This is a genomic window from Pseudomonas sp. BT76 TE3572 (assembly GCF_050435365.1).
Lineage (GTDB): Bacteria > Pseudomonadota > Gammaproteobacteria > Pseudomonadales > Pseudomonadaceae > Aquipseudomonas > Aquipseudomonas fluorescens_W.
The window spans coordinates 1,099,251-1,118,930 of record NZ_JBNDKE010000001.1; the positions used below are offsets into that span (position 1 = coordinate 1,099,251).

Genomic DNA, 19,680 nt, shown 5'->3' on the forward strand with positions numbered 1-19,680 from the left:
CGCATTTACAGCTGATGGCGATATGGCAAGTCCGGCCCGGTCTTGCTGCACGTCAGTGCCGCGGCTTGCACCGCAAACTTCAACATCCCGTCGATCTGCTCGCGGCCGAGCGATTGCACGCCCTCAACCGAATCCAGCTGCTGCTCCGTCAGCCAGGTAATCACCGCCGCCTGGAACGTATCGCCCGCGCCCACGGTGTCGGCGATTTTCACTGAACTCGCCGGCACCGACCAGGCGCCGTGCATACGGCTGAACACTGTCGCCCCCTCGCCACCACGGGTCAGAAACACCAACTGACAGCGATGCTGCAGCCAGCCTTCGATTACCCGTTGCGGATCCTGCTCGGGGTACAACAGGCTCAAATCCTCATCGCTGACTTTGATCAGGTCGGCCAGCTCAACCAAGGTCGCAATCCGCGAACGCCACAAATCGATATTCGGCTCAGGATTGAGCCGCACGTTGGGGTCAAGGCTGATCAAGCGTTTGCCGCTTTCACGCTGCACCAATGCCAGCAGCGTGTCGGCAATCGGTTGCACCACCAGCGAGAACGAGCCGATGTGCAGGCCGCGCACCTCAGGTCCCAGTTCCGGCAGATGCTCCAGTTTCAGTTGCCGATCCGCGCAGCCTTCGCCCCGGAAGCTGTAATGCGGTGAACCATTGGCACCGACGGCCACCATCGCCAGGGTCGTAGGCGCAGCGAAATCCACCAGGTAATCCGGGCGCACGCCTTCATCCTGCAGGACCTGCTGCAAGCGCCGACCGAGGTAGTCGGTGGACAGGCCGGCAAACAGCGCCGCATCCACGCCCAAACGACGCAAACCCACCGCAACATTGAACGGCGAGCCGCCGGCAATCGCCTTGAAATTCACTTTTGAAGCCAGGCTGCTGGCATCGTCTTCACTGAAGAAATCGAACAGCGCTTCGCCACACACCAGGTACATAGTTATTCACTCTTTAAAGGGTTGCGACATGCTGTTGATAGCGTTCGTAGGCCTGCTGACAGGCCATCACATTGTCTGCGATCGGCAAGGTTTCGCTGGCCGGATCGAGCTTCACGCAACGCTCGCAAAGGTCCGCCAGGCTGTCTTCATGCCCGTTTGCCCAGGACTTGCACCACGCCGCCTGAATCGCGGCGCCAAGGGCCGCGGCTTCGCTTTGTTCGGTGCAGATCACCGGGGTGTTCATGATGTCGGCGACGATTTGCCGCCACACCGGGCTTTTCGAGCCGCCGCCGATCAGGCAAATGCTGCGGCTTTGTAAGCCATTCTGGCGCAGCAGGTCCAGCCCATAACGCAAACCGAAGGTCGTGCCTTCGACCACCGCGCGGCACAGGTTGGCCTGAGTCAGGTTGGTCATCGTCAACCCCAGCAAGCTGCCGGTGGCATGGGGCAGGGCGGGGACGCGCTCGCCGTTGAGGAACGGCAGCATGCACACGCCTTCGGCACCGATGGGTGCTTGCGCGACGAGGTCGTTGAACTGTTCGATATCCAGGTCGAACAGCTCGCGAATTACCCCGGTCGCGTTGGTCAGGTTCATGGTGCAGATCAGCGGCAGCCAGCCCCCGCTGGAGGAGCAAAACGTTGCGACTGAAGCGTCCGGACTGACCTTCGGTTGATCCGCATAGGCGTAGACCGTCCCCGAAGAACCGAGGCTCATGGTGATAGCGCCGGGCTTGATATTGCCGGTGCCGATGGCGCCCATCATGTTGTCGCCACCGCCGCTGGAGACCAGCGCCTGCGGGTTGATGCCCAGGTGTTCGGCGATGCTTGGCAGGATCGTGCCGACGGCTCGATGAGCGTCGATCAGCTCCGGCAGCGCGGCTTGCAGTCGCCCGGTGGGATCGATGTCACGCAGCAGCTGCAAATCCCACTGACGCGTTCGCACATTGAAATAGCCGGTGCCCGAGGCGTCGCCGTACTCGCTGCAACTGCGGCCGGTGAGCCAATAGTTGAGGTAGTCATGGGGCAGCAACATGTGGGCGATGCGAGCGAAAATCTGCGGGTGTTGTTCTTGGGTCCAGAGCAGTTTGGAGACGGTGTAGCCCGGCGCGATCACAACGCCGAGGCGTTCCAGGGAGCCTTTTTCGCCACCCAGATGGGCAAGCAGACGGTCGTTTTCGGGGGTGGATTCGGTGTCACACCAGAGTTTGGCCGGACGCAGCACCTGGCCCTGATCGTCGAGCAGCACCAGCCCGTGTTGCTGGCCGGAAACGCCGATGCCGAGGATGTCCTGGCCGTCGACCTTTGCCGCGAGCAATGCGCGGTGGCTGGCCAGCGCGAAGGCCTCCAGCCATTGCGAGGGGTCTTGCTCGCGGCGGCCATTGGCGCCACTGATCAGGCTGTGCGCGGCGGCTCCCTGGCCCAGCACCTGACCGCTGACGGCGTCGAGGATGATGGCTTTGGAGCCTTGGGTGCCGCAGTCGATGCCGAGGAATAAATGTTGGGTTGCCATAGAATGTCCCAAACGTTGAATACAAGTCTGTTCCGAAAACCACCCCTCACCCCAGCCCTCTCCCCAGTGGGGAGAGGGGGAAAGGGGGCCGATCTGTGTGTTTTTCAAGCCAGAGTTCGACTCGATTTTTCAGGTCGATGCATGTCTAAAAAACAACTCGGTCAGTCCCCTCTACCCCCTGGGGAGAGGGTTAGGGTGAGGGGTGGTTCCCGCTGACACTCAACTAACATCCGCAAGCACCCGCTCCAGCGTCCGCGACACCCCAACATCGCGCAAGCTGTTACAGCACCACTCAAACGCCGCCACAAACTCGGGCGAATGCGCAATCGCCGCTCCAAAAATCTCCTCAACCGTCAGCAACCGCTGCGTGATCAACGCATCATCCGCCACCAGCGCCTGACAAAACGCCGCCCGCGGATCAGGAATGCTGTAGGTATCGCCGTTCTCATCCACGCCCTTCAAATACAGCGCCCAAGCCGCTACTACTAATGCCGCTCGTTTGGTCTCCTGCCCATCAGCAATCAAGCGATTGATCGTCGGCACGGTGAACTTCGGAAACTTCGACGAACCGTCCGAACACACGCGCTCCAGTTGATCGGCAATCGCCTCATTGGCGAAGCGCGCCTCCAGGGTGTTTTTGTACTCGGTCAGGTCAATCCCCGGCACGGGTGACAGTTGCGGGGTCACGTCCAGGTCCATGTAGGCACGCATGTAGCGCACGAACAGCGGGTCGTTCATGGTTTCGTGGACGAAGCGGTAACCCTTCAAAAACCCCAGATAAGTGAGCGCCAGATGACTGCCGTTGAGCAGTTTGATCTTCATCTCTTCATAAGGCGTGACGTCGTCGGTGAACTGCACGCCGACCTTTTCCCAGGCCGGACGGCCGTTGACGAACTTGTCTTCCAGCACCCATTGCACAAAGGGTTCGCAGACCACCGGCCAGGCATCGTCGATAGTGTGCTTATCGTGCAGTTGCAGCTTGTGTTCGGTGCTGGTCATCGGCGTGATGCGGTCGACCATCGCGTTGGGGAAACTCACGTGGGTGGCGATCCAGTCCCGCAAATCGGCATCGTGCAGGGCGGCGAAAGCCAGTAACGCTTTGCGAGTGACCGCGCCGTTGTGCGGCAGGTTATCGCAGGACATCAAGGTGAACGCGGGCGTACCGGCTGCACGGCGTTTAGCCAGCGCGGCGCAGAGAAAGCCGAACACGGTTTTCGGTGCGTTCGGGTGTGCCAGGTCGTGCTGGATCTGCGGCAGCTGGGCCATGAACTCGCCGTTGCTGTCGTCGATGCAGTAGCCGCCTTCGGTAATGGTCAGCGAAACGATACGGATCTCGGGGCTGGCGAGTTTGTCGATCAGCGCCTGTGCGCCGTCTTCGGCCAGCAGCATGTCGCGAATCGCGCCGATCACCCGGACTTCGGTGTCGTCGGTATCGCCCAGTTCGAACAGGGTGAAGAGGTAATCCTGCTCTTTGAGATCGTCCCGGGCGCGGCGGTCTTCGGCGCGCAGGCCGACGCCGCAAATCGCCCAGTCCAGGCCTTCGCCGGTATTCATCAACGCATCGGTGTAATACGCCTGATGCGCCCGGTGAAAACCGCCGACGCCGATGTGCGCGATGCCTTGGCGGGTGTCGCTCAGGGCGTAGGCGGGCAGGACCACCTCGGGGGCGAGGCGGTTGAGGTTCTGTTTATTGAGTTTCATCACAAGGTCTCGAAATCAGGCCGCAGCGCGAAGTGGGCGGGTCAACGCCACACCGTCGGCATCGAATAAATGGCAGTGCTCGGCGTCCAGATGCAGGCTCAGTGTTTCGCCGTACCGGCTGGCCAGGTCGCCGCGAACACGCATGGTCAAGGCTTCGCCGGACGAGGTCACCACGTGGCAGAAGGTGTCGCTGCCCAGGCGTTCGCTGACGTCGGCCGTGACCTGCAAGGTGCAGTCGCCGCTTTGCGCGAGATTCAGATGCTCCGGGCGAATGCCCAGGGTGACCGCGCCGCCGACGCTCAGGTTGGCGCCGCTCAGCGGCAAGGTGATGCGGGTGCCGGCGTCCAGCAGCACTTCGCAGCTTTGGCGCTCAATGCGGGTGACTTTGCCCTTGAGGAAACCCATTTTCGGCGTCCCCAGGAACCCGGCGACAAACAGGTTGGCCGGCTGGTGATACAGATCCAGGGGCGAGCCGACTTGTTCGACTTTGCCGCCATTGAGTACGACAACCTTGTCGGCCATGGTCATGGCTTCGACCTGGTCGTGGGTCACGTAGATCATTGTGGCTTTGAGTTCTTTGTGCAGGCGCAACAGTTCCAGGCGCATCTGTACGCGCAGGGCGGCGTCGAGGTTGGACAGTGGCTCGTCGAACAGGAAAATTTTCGGGTTGCGCACGATGGCCCGGCCGATAGCCACGCGTTGACGCTGACCGCCGGACAACTGTTTCGGTTTACGTTCGAGCATCGGCCCGAGTTCGAGAATGCGCGCCGCTTCGCCGACTTTCTTCTCGACTTCGGCTTTCGGTACGCCGGCCAGGTCGAGGGCAAACGACATGTTTTTGCGCACGCTCATGTGCGGGTACAGGGCGTAGGTCTGGAACACCATCGCCAGGTCGCGCTTGGCCGGGCTGACTTCGGTGATGTCGCGGCCATCCAGTTCGATCGTCCCGCCGCTGACCTCTTCCAGGCCGGCGATCAGGCGCAGCAACGTGGATTTGCCGCAGCCCGACGGGCCGACGAACACCACGAACTCGCGGTCGTTCACTTCCAGGTCGATGCCTTTGATGATGGAAAAGCCTTCGAAGCCTTTTTGCAGATTCTTGATTTTCAGGTTGGCCATGATGATGGGCCTCCGCATGTTGTTATTCGATTAAGCCGAACAGGCTTTTTGTAGGAGTGAGCCTGCTCGCGATGGGGCCGTGTCAGTCGACATCATCGGTGCCTGATACATCGCTATCGCGAGCAGGCTCACTCCTACAGGGATATTCATTTCACGGCGCCGAACGACAGGCCGCGGACCAATTGTTTCTGGCTGATCCAGCCGAAGATCAGGATCGGCGCGCAGGCGAGCGTCGACACCGCCGACAACTTGGCCCAGAACAGACCTTCGGGACTTGAGTAGGAGGCGATCAATGCGGTCAGCGGTGCGGCTTTCGACGAGGTCAGGTTCAAGGACCAGAACGCTTCGTTCCAGCACAGGATCAGCGACAGCAACACCGTGGACGCCAGGCCACCCTTGGCAATCGGCAGCAGCACCCGGACCATTTCCTGCCACAGGGTGGCACCGTCGAGGCGCGCGGCTTCGAGGATGTCCTTGGGGATGTCTTTGAAGTAGGTGTAAATCATCCAGACCACGATCGGCAGGTTGATCAGCGTGTAGATCACGATCAGCGCGATGCGCGTATCCAGCAGGCCGAAACTCTTGGCCAGCAGGTAGATCGGCATCAGCACGCCCACCGGTGGCAGCATCTTGGTGGAGAGCATCCACAGCAGCGTGCCTTTGGTGCGTTTGGTTTCGTAGAACGCCATCGAGTAGGCCGCCGGCACCGCGATCAGCAGGCACAGCGCTGTAGCGCTGAAGGAAATCACCACCGAGTTCCAGGCGAAGCTGAAGTAGTCGCTGCGCTCGTTGATGTGCAGGTAGTTCTCCAGCGTCGGCGTGAAGATGAACTGCGGCGGCGTGGCGAACGCATCGATTTCGGTTTTGAAACTGGTCATCACCATCCAGAAGATCGGGAAGAAGATCAGGATCGCGATGGCCCAGGCCAGGGTGCCGAGCAGCAGGCTTTGCAGGCGGCGGGATTGTTGAAGGGTCATGGCGCAGGCCTCAGGCTTTGTCTGTCAGGTTTTTGCCGATCATGCGCACCAGCACGATGGCCGCGATGTTGGCGATCACCACCGCGATCAAGCCACCGGCGGACGCCATGCCGACGTCGAACTGCACCAGCGCCTGGTTGTAGATCAGGTAGGCGAGGTTGGTCGAGGCGTAGCCGGGGCCGCCGTTGGTGGTGGTGAAGATTTCGGCGAACACCGAGAGCAGGAAGATGGTTTCGATCATCACCACGACGGCAATCGGCCGGGCCAGGTGCGGCAAGGTCAGGTGCCAGAAAATCGCAATCGGCCCGGCACCGTCGAGGCGCGCGGCTTCCTTCTGCTCCTGGTCGAGGGACTGCATGGCGGTCATCAGGATCAGGATCGCGAACGGCAGCCATTGCCAGGACACAATGATGATGATCGACAGCAGCGGGTAGTGCGCCAGCCAGTCCACCGGCTGCGCGCCGAACAGCTTCCAGACGTAGGCGAGAATCCCCGAGACCGGGTGGAAAATCAGGTTCTTCCAGATCAGCGCACCGACGGTGGGCATGATGAAAAACGGCGAGATCAGCATCACCCGCACGATGCCGCGACCGAGAAACTCACTGGCCTCCAGCAGCGCACTGATCAACACGCCGAACACCACGCTGATCAGCAGCACGCTGCCGACCAGCAACAGGGTGTTGGTGGCGCCGGGCAGGAAACCCGAGTCGCTGAGGAAGTAGCTGAAGTTCTCCAGCCCGACGAACTCGTTCTCACCGGGGTAGAGCAGGTTGTAGCGGATCAGCGAGAAATAAACGGTCATGCCCAGCGGCACGATCATCCACAGCAGCAACATCGCCACCGAGGGGCTGACCAGAAACCAGCCGGGGTTGGCCAACCGGCTTTTACGCACCGGTTGGGGAATGTCCATGTGAGCTTTGGCAGTTGAAATATTCATGGCGATAGAACCGATAAGGAACAGACAAATGAAGATCAAACTGTGGGGTTACTTGGGGTAACCGGCGCGCTTCATTTCACGTTCGGTGGTTGACTGGGCAGCGGTCAGGGCCTGTTCGACGGTGGTCTGACCGATCAGCGCTGCCGAGAACAACTTGCCGACCTGGGTGCCCACGGCCTGGAATTCAGGGATGGTCACCAACTGGATGCCGATATACGGCACGGGCTTGAGGGTCGGCTTGCTCGGGTCTGCAGCTTTCAGCGATTCCAGAGTGACCTTGGCAAATGGCGCGGCGCTCATGTAGGCCTCGCTGTAGGTCGAGGCCCGAGTACCTGGCGGCACGTTGGCAATGCCGTCTTTCTCGGCAACCAACGCTCCATACTCTTTGGAAGTGGCCCAGGCGCTGAAGGTTTTCGCGGCGTCCTTGGCCTTGGAGCTGGTCGGAATGGCCAGCGCCCAGGAATACAACCAGGCCGAGCCCTTGTCGGTGGTCTCGTGCGGCGCGTAGGTGAAGCCGACGTGGTCGCTGACCTTGCTTTGGGTCTTGTCGGTGACGAAGGAACCGGCAACGCTGGCATCGACCCAGATCGCGCATTTGCCGCTGTTGAACAGCGCCAGGTTTTCGTTGAAACCGTTGCTCGATGCACCCGGCGGGCCGGATTTTTTCATGGTGTCGACGTAGAAGTTCAGCGCGTTTTTCCACTCGGGGCCGGTGAATTCCGGCTTCCACTGCTCATCGAACCAGCGCGCACCATAGGCATTGGCGACGGTGGTGATCAGCGCCATGTTTTCGCCCCAACCGGCCTTGCCGCGCAGGCAAATGCCGTACTGTTCTTTATCCTTATTGGTGAGTTTGCTGGCGAATTCGCTGATCTGGGTCCAGGTCGGGTGCTCGGGCATGGTCAGCCCGGCTTCCTTGAACAGATCGGTACGGTAATAGGTGATGGAGCTTTCGGCGTAAAAGGGCAAGGCATACAGCGAACCCTTGACCGACAGCCCTTCACGCACCGATGGGAACACGTCGTCTAGGGCGTAACTGGCCGGCAAGTCCTTCATCGGCTCCAGCCAACCTTTGGCGCCCCAGAGTGCGGCTTCGTACATGCCAATGGTCAGTACATCGAACTGCCCGCCCTGAGTGGCGATGTCGGTGGTCAGGCGTTGGCGCAGGACGTTTTCTTCCAGCACCACCCAGTTGAGCTTGATGTCCGGATGCTCGGTCTCGAAGGTTTTCGAGAGTTTTTGCATGCGGATCATGTCGCTGTTGTTGACGGTGGCGATGGTCAGGGTCTGGGCGCCGAGGCTGACGCTGCTGAGGGTCATGCAGGTAAGGGCAAGCAGAGCTTTTACAGAAGGTTGCATCGTGCACTCCTTTTCTGCACCCGGCGGGTTACAGAAGGACAGTTATTGTTTTTGTGTCTTCCGGCGGAGGAAGAATGTGCGCTGATTACAGCCTTCTATTGATGGCGAGACAAATCATCCATCGCACTTGAATCGATACTATTTTGCACTGAAGTCTGGAAAGGCAGGATTTGGCGCCTGGCGCCCGGTAGCAGCTGCCGAAGGCTGCGTTCGAGTCGGGCCGCGTTCGGACGAAGTTCTCGCTGGAGCAGAGTACGCGGTGATCCTGGCGTAATGGAGTCGCAGGTTTAGCGCCTGCTGCGCAGTCGAACGCAGCCTTCGGCAGCTGCTACAGGGATCGTCCGTGTTACAAAGTCAGTGCTGATTTTGCTCAGTCAACCGCTGCACCGCCAACCGCCGGTAATGCGATGGGGTCATGCCCTTGAGTTGCTGAAAGCGCCGATTGAAATTGGAAATATTGTTGAAGCCCGATTCGAAACACACATCGGTTACCGGTTTGTCACCGTCGGCCAACAGCTCACAGGATTTGCTGATGCGCAGTCGATTGACGAATTCGATGAAGCAGCGGCCGGTGGCTTGCTTGAACACTCGACTGAAATAAGTCGGCTTCATGCCCAGGTGCTCGGCGACTTCCTCCAGCGGCAGTTCACGGGCGTAATGGGCGAAGATGTAATCCACCGCCCGGTTGGTGCGATCGATATTGTGCTCGTCGGCCAATTGCGGTGTCGTGGCCCCGGACAGCAGCTGATAGTCGTCAGAGGTCGCCAGCAACTCCAGCAGAATGAAAAAGTGCCCGAGGCGCGTTACGCCTTTGGTGTCGGCGATGCGCTGCATCAAAGTCATGGCCTGGCGGATGGTGCGCTTGCAGCGAAACTCGATGCCGTACTGGGCGCGCTCCAACAGCGGCGCCAGCGTCTTGAGCTCGGCAAACACCAAGTGGCCGCTGTCGAACAACTCGTCCGTGAAATTGACCAGCATGTCGCGCTTGGGCACCACTTCGTCTTCGGCCACCTGGCTGATCCAGTTGTGGGGCAGGTTGGGGCCGGTGAGGAACAGCGATTCCGGATAGAAGTTACCGATGTAGTCACCGATGAACACTTTGCCGGAGCTGGCGACGATCAGGTGCAGTTCGTATTCCTTGTGGAAATGCCAGCGCACCAACGGGCAGGGGAATCCGTGCTGGCGGTAGATGATGGACAACCCGTTGTGGTCGTCCATCAGTTCGTAGGAGGGGTCTGTCACACGGGCTGTTCGGGTCATGTCAGGACGCTTTTCTTGTTATCGCTGTCGGATCATGCCTCTTTTGGCGCCTGCTGTGCCAGCTTGCTTTGGCTTTCGCCTATGCATGCAACCTGTCTCCGTAAACGGCTTTCATGCTGGTGGCGCTCCAGCAGTAGCGGACAATATCTGCCTCATCAAAAAAATCGGTACTGATGATGCTGCAACGGGTGACCCAGTCGCGGGAGGTGTGGAACCAGTCATTGATTTGGTTTTTGATGTGCTGCGGGCCACCCAGCAGCGAATAGCAGGTCGCAGGCAACGACCATAGAAATGTCTCGTAAGGTGCCCCCAAAAGGGTGGTCTGGATATGCGATTGCAGATCGAGGGTGTCGGTGAATACCTTGCCGTTCCATTTGTGAGGTATTTTCGGCCAGAAATACTCACTGTCGAGTCCTGGTTTCGCCGGGGCGGCCATGACAATGCGGCGCTGCGAACTGGCGCGCTTGAGCTGTTCCACGGTACTGCGCGCGTGCGAAGGTCGGATCAAGCGCGAGCCCAGGCCGCGCATCAGAAGTTTATTGAGTTGTTGGTAGTCGAAAGGCTTCGCCGCATCCCCTAACTGGTGGAAGTCGAGGACGATGAATTCGTTCGGGTTTCGGTCGAGGAATGTCGTCACCGCGTCGATCAGTTCATCAAGAATGCGGTGGGACTGATAGCCGTTGTGATGGAAGTAGAACACCGGGACTACCGGGCCGGCGGTGCAGCCAAGCCGGATATCGAACGCCCGTGCGCCGTTGGCCAGTTGCCAGGCAAATGAGTCGTTCTGGCACGTCGTCCAGTTGCCTACCACCACCTCATAGTTGGGTGCTTTTTTGTCCATGCCAGCGTTGTGCGTGCCGGGCCAGATAATATCGGTCAGCTTCAACCGACCGATATCCAGTACGTTGCTCATCCATTTCTGTTTGTCGAGTGTGGTTGCTGTATTGCGGGTCATGACAGTTCCTTGTCGTTGATTCGCCCCATCCGTGGGGAGAAGAAGTTCATGTGTCGGAGGTGACTGGGTGCCACATCTGTATCACTCGCCTGAGACAAAAGGTTTTCATGACCCAGCATAGGGGGGCGTGGCAGTATTGCCAGCGTCGGAAACACTTACACAAGAATAGCTATTTGATGGCGCGAAAATGGTTAATTTCGCTTGCTCGCTTTGGTCAGGTTTATAGTTCGGCAATAAGAGACCATGTTGGACTCTTCCATAAAGTCGACATTGATGATGTTGCACTTTGACGCCCAGTCGCTTTTCTTCGGATCGAACCAGGCGTTAAGTTCGTCATGAATATCTACGGGGCCCCCAAGAGCGCTGTAGCTGGTGGCGGAAAGCGACCACGGTGCCCATGTGCCTGGCGGGTTTTTCAGTACATTAATAACGTGCTGTTTCAAATCAGCGGTATTGGTGATACCGCTGCCAGACCATTTGTGCCCGATCTGCTCGTGAAACACATTTCGATCAAGTGCACTGTGCCATGGGGCCGCGACCAGTACCCTTTGCAGTGGGCTGATTTTCTTGAGGCTATTAAGGCTCAGGCCCTGGTTTTGGGCAGGAATCATCCGATGGCCGATAAACCTCAACATCATGTCGTTGAAGTATTTGAAGTCAAATCGATGCTCGCCGTCCTTGAGTTGGTGGAAATCCAGAATGACAAACTCATCAGGGTTTTCCATAAGGAATTTATTCAGATCGGTTACCAGGTGTCCCAACGTGCGGTTAGAACGGTGACGGTCATGTAAAAATATGAATTTTCCTAACCCCGGAGCAGTGGCGTCATACATCAAACGGGCATCAAGTGCTCGGGACCCATGACACAGTTGGTGGTAGAACGATTCATGCTGACAGGCTACCCAGTGGGCGGGAGGGCCGAATAACGGCCAGGGGGCTTTCCAGTCGCAGCCAGCATTATGAGTGCCAGGCAGCGTCAGTTCGCAGAGCGATAAAGTGTCAATGGCTGGCGTGGCGGCCATCCAGTTATTATTGGCGTAGTTGCTCATTTAATGCATCCTTGCATTAATTTATAAGAAGGGTTGGTAGTGCTGAACTTAATTAAGTTCGGCCAGGTGTTTATAAGGAGGATGCTGGGGTCGGTCAATAATAGTGATAATGCAAAATGTTTGTTGTTAGTGTGGGGGCTATAACGAAATTCGATTCTTCGCTTCAATCCATTGTGCCATGTATTGCGTGCTTTTGTGATGGTGATGACGCAACATGCTTCCCGTAAAGTTGTCACTTCTAAGTTGTGCCAGGTGTTGTTGGCAATACAACAACTTTTCGATCAGCGCGGGGCCATGTTCCGATTGTCGATAACGATCGGCCAGTAATGTCTTCCCTCGGGATTGGGCGTCCGTCCACAGAGCCTCGTCCTTGTACAGCTGAACCGCGCAATCGGCGAACGCCTGTGCTGTTCGGGTCACAGCCCCCGGCCAGAGATGTTCGCCATGCATCGCTTCTGCGCCAATTGGTGTGGTGATGGTGGGCGTGCCGCACAACATGGCGTCGACAATCTTGCCTTTGATGCCGGCACCGAAGCGTAGGGGGGCCAGACAAATCCGTGCGCCAGACATGACTTTTAACGCATCTTCCGCCCAGTTCATTACATGAAACCCCTGCCCAGGGTTGTGCAGCGCAGTCGCTTTGGGCGGTGTGTAAGCACCGTAGATGTGCAATTGAGCCTTTGGCAGTTGTTCGCGGATCAGCGGCCAGATAGTGGTTTTCATCCAGAGCACCGCATCCCAGTTGGGCGCATGACGGAAGTTGCCGATGCTGAGGAAGTGCTCGCGGTCGTCAAAAGAAACCGATGGCATGCTCGGTAGATCGACCATCAGCGGGCACCAGTGCAGCAAGTGGCGCGGTAGTTTGAATTGCTCGGCCAGCAACTCAATCTCTACTTCGGAAATCATCAGATTCAAGTCGCAACGATAAATCGCTGCGATTTCCCGTTTGGCCAGATCGGTCTCGGCCATGAGCTCAAACTCTTCACGTAACGCCGGCGCGAACAGTTGATTGAAGTCATTGGCGTCGTCACTGGCCTTCAATCGCTCCTTGAGGCGTTGATGGCGGGCATCCCGCAGGCTTTGCAGGTCGGAGGTCTCAAGCACGCGCAAGGCATCGGGGCAGTGTTTTTCGACGCGCCAGCCGAACTGTTCTTCCATCATGAACCGATCGAACAGAACGATATCCGGGGCCAGTTCGCTGATGAACGTGTCGAAACTGCTGCTGTTCAATTCGATCGGGACTTCGCGAATGCCCAAGACCGTCAGGTCTGCCCGGTGCTCACCGGTGCCGGCCGGGCTACTGAAAGTAATGTCCCAGCCTTGCTGCAAGAACGTCTCGAGAATTTGCATCATGTGCCCGCCGGCCGCCGAAGAGCGAGGCTCGGGCCAGACGTAACCGATGATCAGGACTTTGGTGGAGGAGGGCTGACTCATGGGGCATTCCTTGATGCGGGCACTGGGCGTCGAAAAAGCGCGCAATTAAACCACAGTCAGTTCTTTCCATTCAGTCAATCTGCCGCAGGCCCCCCCTGCGGCAGATCGTGCGGCTTAAACCGGATTCAACTTCACAAGCACCTCCCAGCCGATGTAGCCGTTCTGGCTTCTTTCGAGCGCCTTCAACATCGTCTCAATGTTTAGCCGGTACGAGACTGGATCTTTCGATAACTGGCTAAGCAGTGAAGTGGTCAGTGCGAACGAATCCGCATTATTGAAAGCGTTGGCCTTGTCGATCACTTTCAGGGTGTCCAGATCACGCAGGTGGCCGGATGCCAGGTTCATCAGCGGAGCAACATCCACTCGTTGGTAGTTACCTTGGCGTCCGGATATTGGATTGTGGGCATAGGAGTGATCCAGTGTGTTGGGGGCGCCATGAAACAACTCATGAACAATGTCATCGGCGAGTACATCATGGCTATAGCCTTCAGTACGGTACTGCCGATTGAAGTTATGAGTATAGATGCGCATGAACTTCTTTTGGGCTGCGTCTTTCGGGGTTGCGCGTGCCCATTCTGCATACCAGGCCGGGTTCAGGGCTGCGTAACTTTGCGACTCCGCGGTGTCCAGGACAAAGTTGTCGGGTGTGACTTTGGCAACATCGTTTTTTACTTCGTTCAGGTGATTCAGAAGTTTGCGTCTACCTTGGCTGGAGTTGTCACCTAACAGCAGTTTCACAATCTTCCCGGAGTCGGTTTCAAGTGAGGCGTCCGTCAGGACTCTGATAGCATCGTCGACCTTTGCTTTAGAGGCTGGCAACGCGTCCTTGAGCAGTTTGCGGGTGTACGATGCCGGCATCAGCTTATCCAGCTTGAACAGATGCCAGATTTTCGTTGGTTCGAAGTTTTTGAGCTTCGCTCCCCATGGCTGACCGTGCCGGTTGAGTGCGTACCAATGGTCGTTCTGGCGTATACCCCAGACCCGGAAAAGGTCTTTCGAAGACTCCACGGGGCGCCAGGTTCCAAGACGAATGATGTCTGGATCGCCGGCTCTGGCCAACTGCTCGAATTGAGTCTGACTCGTCAACTTGCGAAAATCGGAAGTGGCGTTTTCCAAGGCCGCGATACTCCCGTTAAAACCTTTGCGCAACAGTTTTGCGCCACCCTTAAGCAAGTCCGGAACGCCATCCAGCGGATTCAGCAAGCTGCTCACCAGGCCCAGGCCAGTCTTGGCCATGGCGCTGGCTTTCGTTGCAAGGGTCATGCTTCTGGCGGCAATACTGGCTACCTTAGCGATGGCTCCGACCACTAACAGAAGTGTCATCGCGGCTTCCAGGGTGCACGCAGCTACTCCTTGGAACTGTCGATCCAGGTCGTCTGAGCTGATGTCTTCGATGCATGATTTAAACGGTACGACAATATTGAGAAACGTGTTCAGATCTTCTTCACGTTCTGCGCGCAATGCCTCCAGTCGGGTTTGCCCCCAACATTCTTTTACCAACTCATCGTAGGTTGCGATTGGCCGGTGCTTGAGGACGAAGTTCGCGAGCGGGTGGAATTCACTTGAATAGAAACTTTGGTAATAGCCTTTGCTTTCAGTGTTCGAAGGCAGGTGTGTCGCTGATAGTTCACCGATTTTTTCAATGACGCCGCGACTGGTATTGACGAGGCCAGGTGTGACTGCATGGGTGTAGCACTCAATGTCCGTGGGCAGTTGATGCACCGGTGCCGGATGGGAGTGGTATTTTCCACTGCTGCGGGGGCTTGTGTGTAACAGGTTCTCCCTTTCGATCAGCTCGGCCAGCTCCGCGTTTTCACGACAGACGCCGTGCAAGGTGAACAACTCATAACAACTCAGTCGTCCTTCGAAGTAGGTACACACCACCACGCCGTAACGACCGGTGGCCTGCTCTTTGTCTTTCTGACTCTCCATGGGAACCCGATTCTGCACTTTCAGGATGACGTCAAGGGTTGCCGATAATGGATTCATGGGGGGGCGGGTGATTGGATGAAGCTTGGCGACTGAAGGCCGTACAGCGAATATCGTCACCTGTCCGCGCAGCAGCTGCGCCCGGTCAGGAAGCGGCAAGGATGAAAGGGCCAGTTTCAAATGCGTACTCATGGCCTGTGCATGTGACACATAGTCCCGATTGAATTGGCGGTAAAACTCTCCATCAGGGGAAATCAGATTGGGGAGCATCTTTGGAAACGCTTGATAAATACTCTCTCCATGTTTCAAGTCCCAATCACCTGTCTGCAGGTCGTTGGACATGTGCAGTTCTACAGGGGATATGAGAAACGGTTTGGCATAGGCGTCTACCAGTGTTCGATTGCGCTTTTGGTGAAGGACGTCAATTTCAAGATAGGTGCATCCCTTGGCGACTTGCTTGAGGATGTCCAGGGCGACGCTCTTGCGGGTCGGCAAGGGGCGAGACAACGCATCAGCCGTTTCAGCAAAGGTTTTCGCATGGCGGGCGTAAGCGGCCACTGCCACTTCAAGCGAATCCTTGGCTGACCGATTCACTCCACTGTGGGTGACGATGCCGTTGAGCAACGCCCAGTCGATCACTGGGTCTACAGCAGCCAAGGCATTGAGTGTCTGTTGCGACTCGGTGACTGACTCGGACTTCATCAGGTGTTGTATTTGCGCATGGGTCATTGAGCGCGACGATCCCGGTGAAATGATTTCCTGCACCGCGATGGTCCGGCAGTAATCAACCCATTGCGGGGTGCCTAATAGAAGAGTAGGCGGCAAGTCCTTGACCAGGAACTCCGGCGCGGTGCCGGCCAGCAATAAATGCGAGGCCAGTGCTGCGTTTTGTTCAGTGATCCGGTGGTTATTGATCAGATGTTTTTCGAATTCCGTTTGAACACTGGCAAAAGACTTCTCTATGTGTTGGGCCGCATAGAGATCGAAACCGGCCACTTGATTGCGCGGCTCTTGCCCCCCGACCATCGGATGGAGATCCAACAATAGCGCGGTCAAAAGTATTTGCTGGAGAGACTCGTCCGATAAGGGCTGATTTTCTTGCGCACCATACCAGTCCAGGTCTCGTACAAAACCTTTTGCCCAGATAAGAGCAATGGAGCTGGAAACAAGCGTTTTCAGATAAAACTCCGCATCAGATCGTTTGAAGGGAGTGGATTGTCCACCCAGAATGGTGCCTGACAGATGTTCCAATAATGACTGGCCCCTGATGTATTCCTTGATAAGCGCTCGAAGCCGGTTGCACTGTGCTGATGACATAGTGAGTGGATTGTTTTTCCCCGCCTTTATCAATTCCCAATAGTTGCCGAATGTCGGACTGACGGGATTTCGCTGTTCCAGGAATGCAATCAGGTTCTGGGCATCGATTACCGTCCGAGGGAGGAGGTAACGATGGAATTTCAACCATTGAGTCAGGCTGACCTGGTCATCAAGGGTGACGACGCCACCGGTCAATTGCGCCATTTCAACCAATACAACAAGATCATCGTTCAGGTCCGGAGCCAGTTTGGATGCACCCTCAAAACTCAAAGTTTTGCCTGCATAGTGTGCCTTGACCTGACCATCAGCGGTCACTTCAAACAGTGAATGTTCGGAGAGCTGGAGTTTCATCAAAAGTTTTTTGAAAGAGGCTTTTTCGACCATGTTTCGCAACATGACCCTTGCCGGCTGGAGAGCTTCTTCCAGCGATGAGCCAGACTCCAGGGAGATGGAAGCACCTTCCAGACTGACTTCCTTGGAGTAACGTTGGTCTTGCGCGCGACGCTTTAATTTGCTGAGGATTTCCTGTCGTTCGATATTATCTTTTTGACTGTTGTGGTCTTTGGGTTGGATATAACCTGAAGGTCTTGATAGGTGTCTTTGAAAGGTAGTGTCTGAATTTATAATGGTCATGGTGAGTCTATCTAATTTCTGGGTGGTGTGTTTGAGGCATCCTCTTTTAATGTTTGAATGGTCGCAAGTGAGTGTATGTAAGTGCGTGTTGCATTTTCCTGAAAATGAAAATAATGACGGCTTTAGTTTGCTGCCATGTTGTTAGGGAGCTCTTCGCTATAACTGGATGCGAACAGCGGGTTGAAGGCAGGCAGAATGAGATTGAACCACAATCGACTGGACTATTTTTCATCCTGTTAACATTGTGACCTGTTCTGAGCTAAATCCATTATTTGAAAGGCAGGTGTCTGAGTATTGCCATGCTCGTTTCTTATATTGATTTGTCTAAAAGAAACACGACAACCCCACAGAGCAAAAGGGTTGAGATTGTCGTGTCTTGATTTACTGACCCTGGGTGGCGGGTAGCGTTCTGCAAAACGCCTCATCGGCGGGTGGTGCCTGATTCGGATACGTTTCCGGAAGAACCTTGACCATCGTCGTTTCGACAACGCCGTCCGCGTACTCAGCTTCGAAGAACTCTGCGCTCCAACCCACCTTGGGAGCACGGAGAGTCGTCTGGACGTCCATTGAGACCGGCAATTGTGCTGCGGTGTAGCGCACGCCGCAGTTGTACCGGAAGTCCCGAGCCTGCGGATTACGGGCTGTCCACTGGGTCAACCTGATCGGTATTTCGGACAAGGTCAGGTGCAACTTGGACGATGTGGCATCCAGGCGCTGTTCCTGTGCTTTTAACCTTGGTGCGGTATGGCCGGTCTGCCGCCGTTTGATATAAGGAATCAGGTTCGCTTCAACAAACGCCCGCACATCGTGGGCGGAATTGGGAATGACCCGAAGTGTATTGTCACCCGGCAGGTCCGGAAAATACTGACGTGAAGCATCCGGGATGAAGAAGTCATCGCCACTGGCGTTGACGATGTATTTCGGGATCTTCAAGCGGTCGGTGTAGCCGGACAGATTCCGATAGGTCATCGGATCCTCGACCTGCATCAGCTTCTTGAACGGCTCGGTCTTGCGTTGGGCGATCACACCTTGCAAGTAGTAGTCGATGTACGCCAGTGGCCAGTTACCGCCGTAGGCCAGAAACGTCTGGTCGAACACTTTGTCCGTGTTCAAGACGTCGATGACAAACGGCACGATGCTATCGACGCGTGAGTCCGCAAGGGCGGACAGCCATACCGCCCAACCGCGTTTCGACGCGCCGGTGGCAAGAAAACTGACCACCTGGCCCGGCTGCGTTTCCTTTTGCGCCAGGTCCATGGCCTTGACCAGCGCTTCCATCATCGGCACATGCAGCGACATAAAGGGCTGTTGTTCCGGGGCCTGCATGAATAGTTTCCAGCTGTGGGCAACACTGCCATCTTCTGTGCGCGGCACGCCGTCATCGCTGTAGGTCAAATACTGGTTAGGGACATTGCTGACAGCCACTACGATCAAACCGGTTTGCCGGGCAATGTTGAGCAGTGTTTGCTGCGAAAAGTTGTTGGGTGCTCCCGGAGACTCACCGGGCAAAGGGTTGTTGACGCCGTCATTGGCGACCAGCACGGCGCGCGTACCCTTGACGTTGTCGGGAATGTACAGGTCGACGCCATGGGTCCAGTTCGCCGGAGTGACTTGACCGCCCTGGCCCCAGGACTGTGACGTCAACTCGAAGCGCCGGATGTTGACGCCGGGTTGTTGCTCTTGTCCCTTGCTGATGTAGCGTAGCGGTTGTGTCGCTTGGGCGTTGCGATAGCAGTTCAATACTTCGCTGAACGCCTGTCCGCTCTGTTCAAAGCAGTGCTGGGGATTGTCGGAAGAGGCTGACTGGCAACCATATCCGGCGATGAGCATCAGCAATAATCCGCTGATTTTCAAATAACGTGCGTAGCGTTCGGTTCGACTCGGCATGGACTCGGTTCCTTATGAGTGGGGTCACCGGTCCAATCAAACGCCAGGCGGGCGGTCTTTTCTACTGTCAAACTTGACAGGTCAACGCCCAAAAACGCCGAAAAATGCAGCCTTACGTTGGTTTATGCAGAAAAGTGGTGGGGCCAGGATGCCCAGTCAACTGTCTCAGGCCAGCATGCCTTTGACCTTGTCGCGCAGCTGATCAATCGAAAACGGCTTGCCGATCACTGACATGCCTGCGGGCACATCAAGGGTTTCGGCATAACCACTGGCAAACAGGATGGGCAGTTCGGGGCGCAGCATCCGGGCCTGGGTGGCCAGTTGACGCCCATCCATCACCGGCAAACCGACATCGGTCATCATTAAGTCGATGTACTGGTCTTCATCGTTGAGGAACTCCAGTGCCTTTTCACTGCCATCGGCCTCGAGCACCTTGAACTCAAGTTCCTCCAGCACATCGACAATCAGCATGCGCACGATGGCGTCGTCTTCGACTACAAGGATGATGGACGCGGTGGCGGACATAGTGGGGTTCTCAGAGGTTGAATTCGCGGTTGTCGGCCGATCTAGATCGCCGGGCTCTTGCTTGAGTAAGTTTCGGAGCCCGACAAGTTCCCACGCGGTAGAAAAAAGAATAGCCGCACAAGTGTTGGCAAGGATAACCGCTCCTTT

Annotated in this window: 14 protein-coding genes; all 14 read right to left on the bottom strand. The window is 56.7% G+C overall.

Features of this window, described 5'->3' with window-relative positions:
• Positions 1-5: 5 nt before the first annotated feature.
• The 14 genes from ABH912_RS05140 to ABH912_RS05205 all read right to left on the bottom strand — a co-directional run bounded on the left by ABH912_RS05140 (position 6) and on the right by ABH912_RS05205 (position 19,533).
• Entirely contained in the window at positions 6-941 is a 936-nt protein-coding gene (locus tag ABH912_RS05140) for a carbohydrate kinase family protein (RefSeq protein ID WP_429509858.1), read from the bottom strand.
• Positions 942-954: 13 nt separating this feature from the next.
• Positions 955-2,451 (bottom strand): xylulokinase, encoded by a 1,497-nt coding sequence (gene xylB, locus ABH912_RS05145; protein WP_429509859.1) that lies wholly within the window; start codon positions 2,449-2,451, stop codon positions 955-957.
• Between the two features lie 219 nt (positions 2,452-2,670).
• Positions 2,671-4,152, bottom strand: a complete 1,482-nt coding sequence (locus ABH912_RS05150; protein ID WP_429509861.1) for a mannitol dehydrogenase family protein — start codon at positions 4,150-4,152, stop codon at positions 2,671-2,673.
• A 15-nt stretch (positions 4,153-4,167) separates the two neighbouring features.
• Complete coding sequence (locus ABH912_RS05155) at positions 4,168-5,271, bottom strand: ABC transporter ATP-binding protein (protein ID WP_429509863.1); 1,104 nt, start codon at positions 5,269-5,271, stop codon at positions 4,168-4,170.
• Positions 5,272-5,417: 146 nt separating this feature from the next.
• Positions 5,418-6,248 carry a carbohydrate ABC transporter permease gene (locus ABH912_RS05160; RefSeq protein WP_033055010.1) on the bottom strand — a complete coding sequence of 277 codons (831 nt, stop codon included), beginning with the start codon at positions 6,246-6,248 and terminating at the stop codon, positions 5,418-5,420.
• A 10-nt stretch (positions 6,249-6,258) separates the two neighbouring features.
• Positions 6,259-7,185, bottom strand: a complete 927-nt coding sequence (locus ABH912_RS05165; RefSeq protein ID WP_033055009.1) for a carbohydrate ABC transporter permease — start codon at positions 7,183-7,185, stop codon at positions 6,259-6,261.
• Between the two features lie 48 nt (positions 7,186-7,233).
• A complete protein-coding gene (locus ABH912_RS05170; RefSeq protein WP_429509866.1) occupies positions 7,234-8,544 on the bottom strand; it encodes an ABC transporter substrate-binding protein in 1,311 nt (436 codons plus the stop codon).
• Positions 8,545-8,898: 354 nt separating this feature from the next.
• Entirely contained in the window at positions 8,899-9,804 is a 906-nt protein-coding gene (locus tag ABH912_RS05175) for an AraC family transcriptional regulator (protein ID WP_056740114.1), read from the bottom strand.
• Positions 9,805-9,883: 79 nt separating this feature from the next.
• Positions 9,884-10,759 carry a phospholipase gene (locus tag ABH912_RS05180; RefSeq protein WP_429509870.1) on the bottom strand — a complete coding sequence of 292 codons (876 nt, stop codon included), beginning with the start codon at positions 10,757-10,759 and terminating at the stop codon, positions 9,884-9,886.
• Between the two features lie 191 nt (positions 10,760-10,950).
• Positions 10,951-11,808, bottom strand: a complete 858-nt coding sequence (locus ABH912_RS05185) for a phospholipase (protein ID WP_429509872.1) — start codon at positions 11,806-11,808, stop codon at positions 10,951-10,953.
• A 138-nt stretch (positions 11,809-11,946) separates the two neighbouring features.
• Complete coding sequence (locus ABH912_RS05190) at positions 11,947-13,242, bottom strand: glycosyltransferase (protein ID WP_429509874.1); 1,296 nt, start codon at positions 13,240-13,242, stop codon at positions 11,947-11,949.
• 114 nt (positions 13,243-13,356) lie between these two features.
• On the bottom strand, positions 13,357-17,121 hold the full coding sequence (locus ABH912_RS05195) for a hypothetical protein (protein WP_429509876.1): 3,765 nt from the start codon (positions 17,119-17,121) through the stop codon (positions 13,357-13,359).
• Between the two features lie 381 nt (positions 17,122-17,502).
• Positions 17,503-19,008, bottom strand: coding sequence for a PhoPQ-activated protein PqaA family protein (locus ABH912_RS05200; RefSeq protein ID WP_429509878.1), 1,506 nt, complete (start codon positions 19,006-19,008; stop codon positions 17,503-17,505).
• A 165-nt stretch (positions 19,009-19,173) separates the two neighbouring features.
• Entirely contained in the window at positions 19,174-19,533 is a 360-nt protein-coding gene (locus ABH912_RS05205; RefSeq protein WP_033054995.1) for a response regulator, read from the bottom strand.
• Positions 19,534-19,680: the final 147 nt, after the last annotated feature.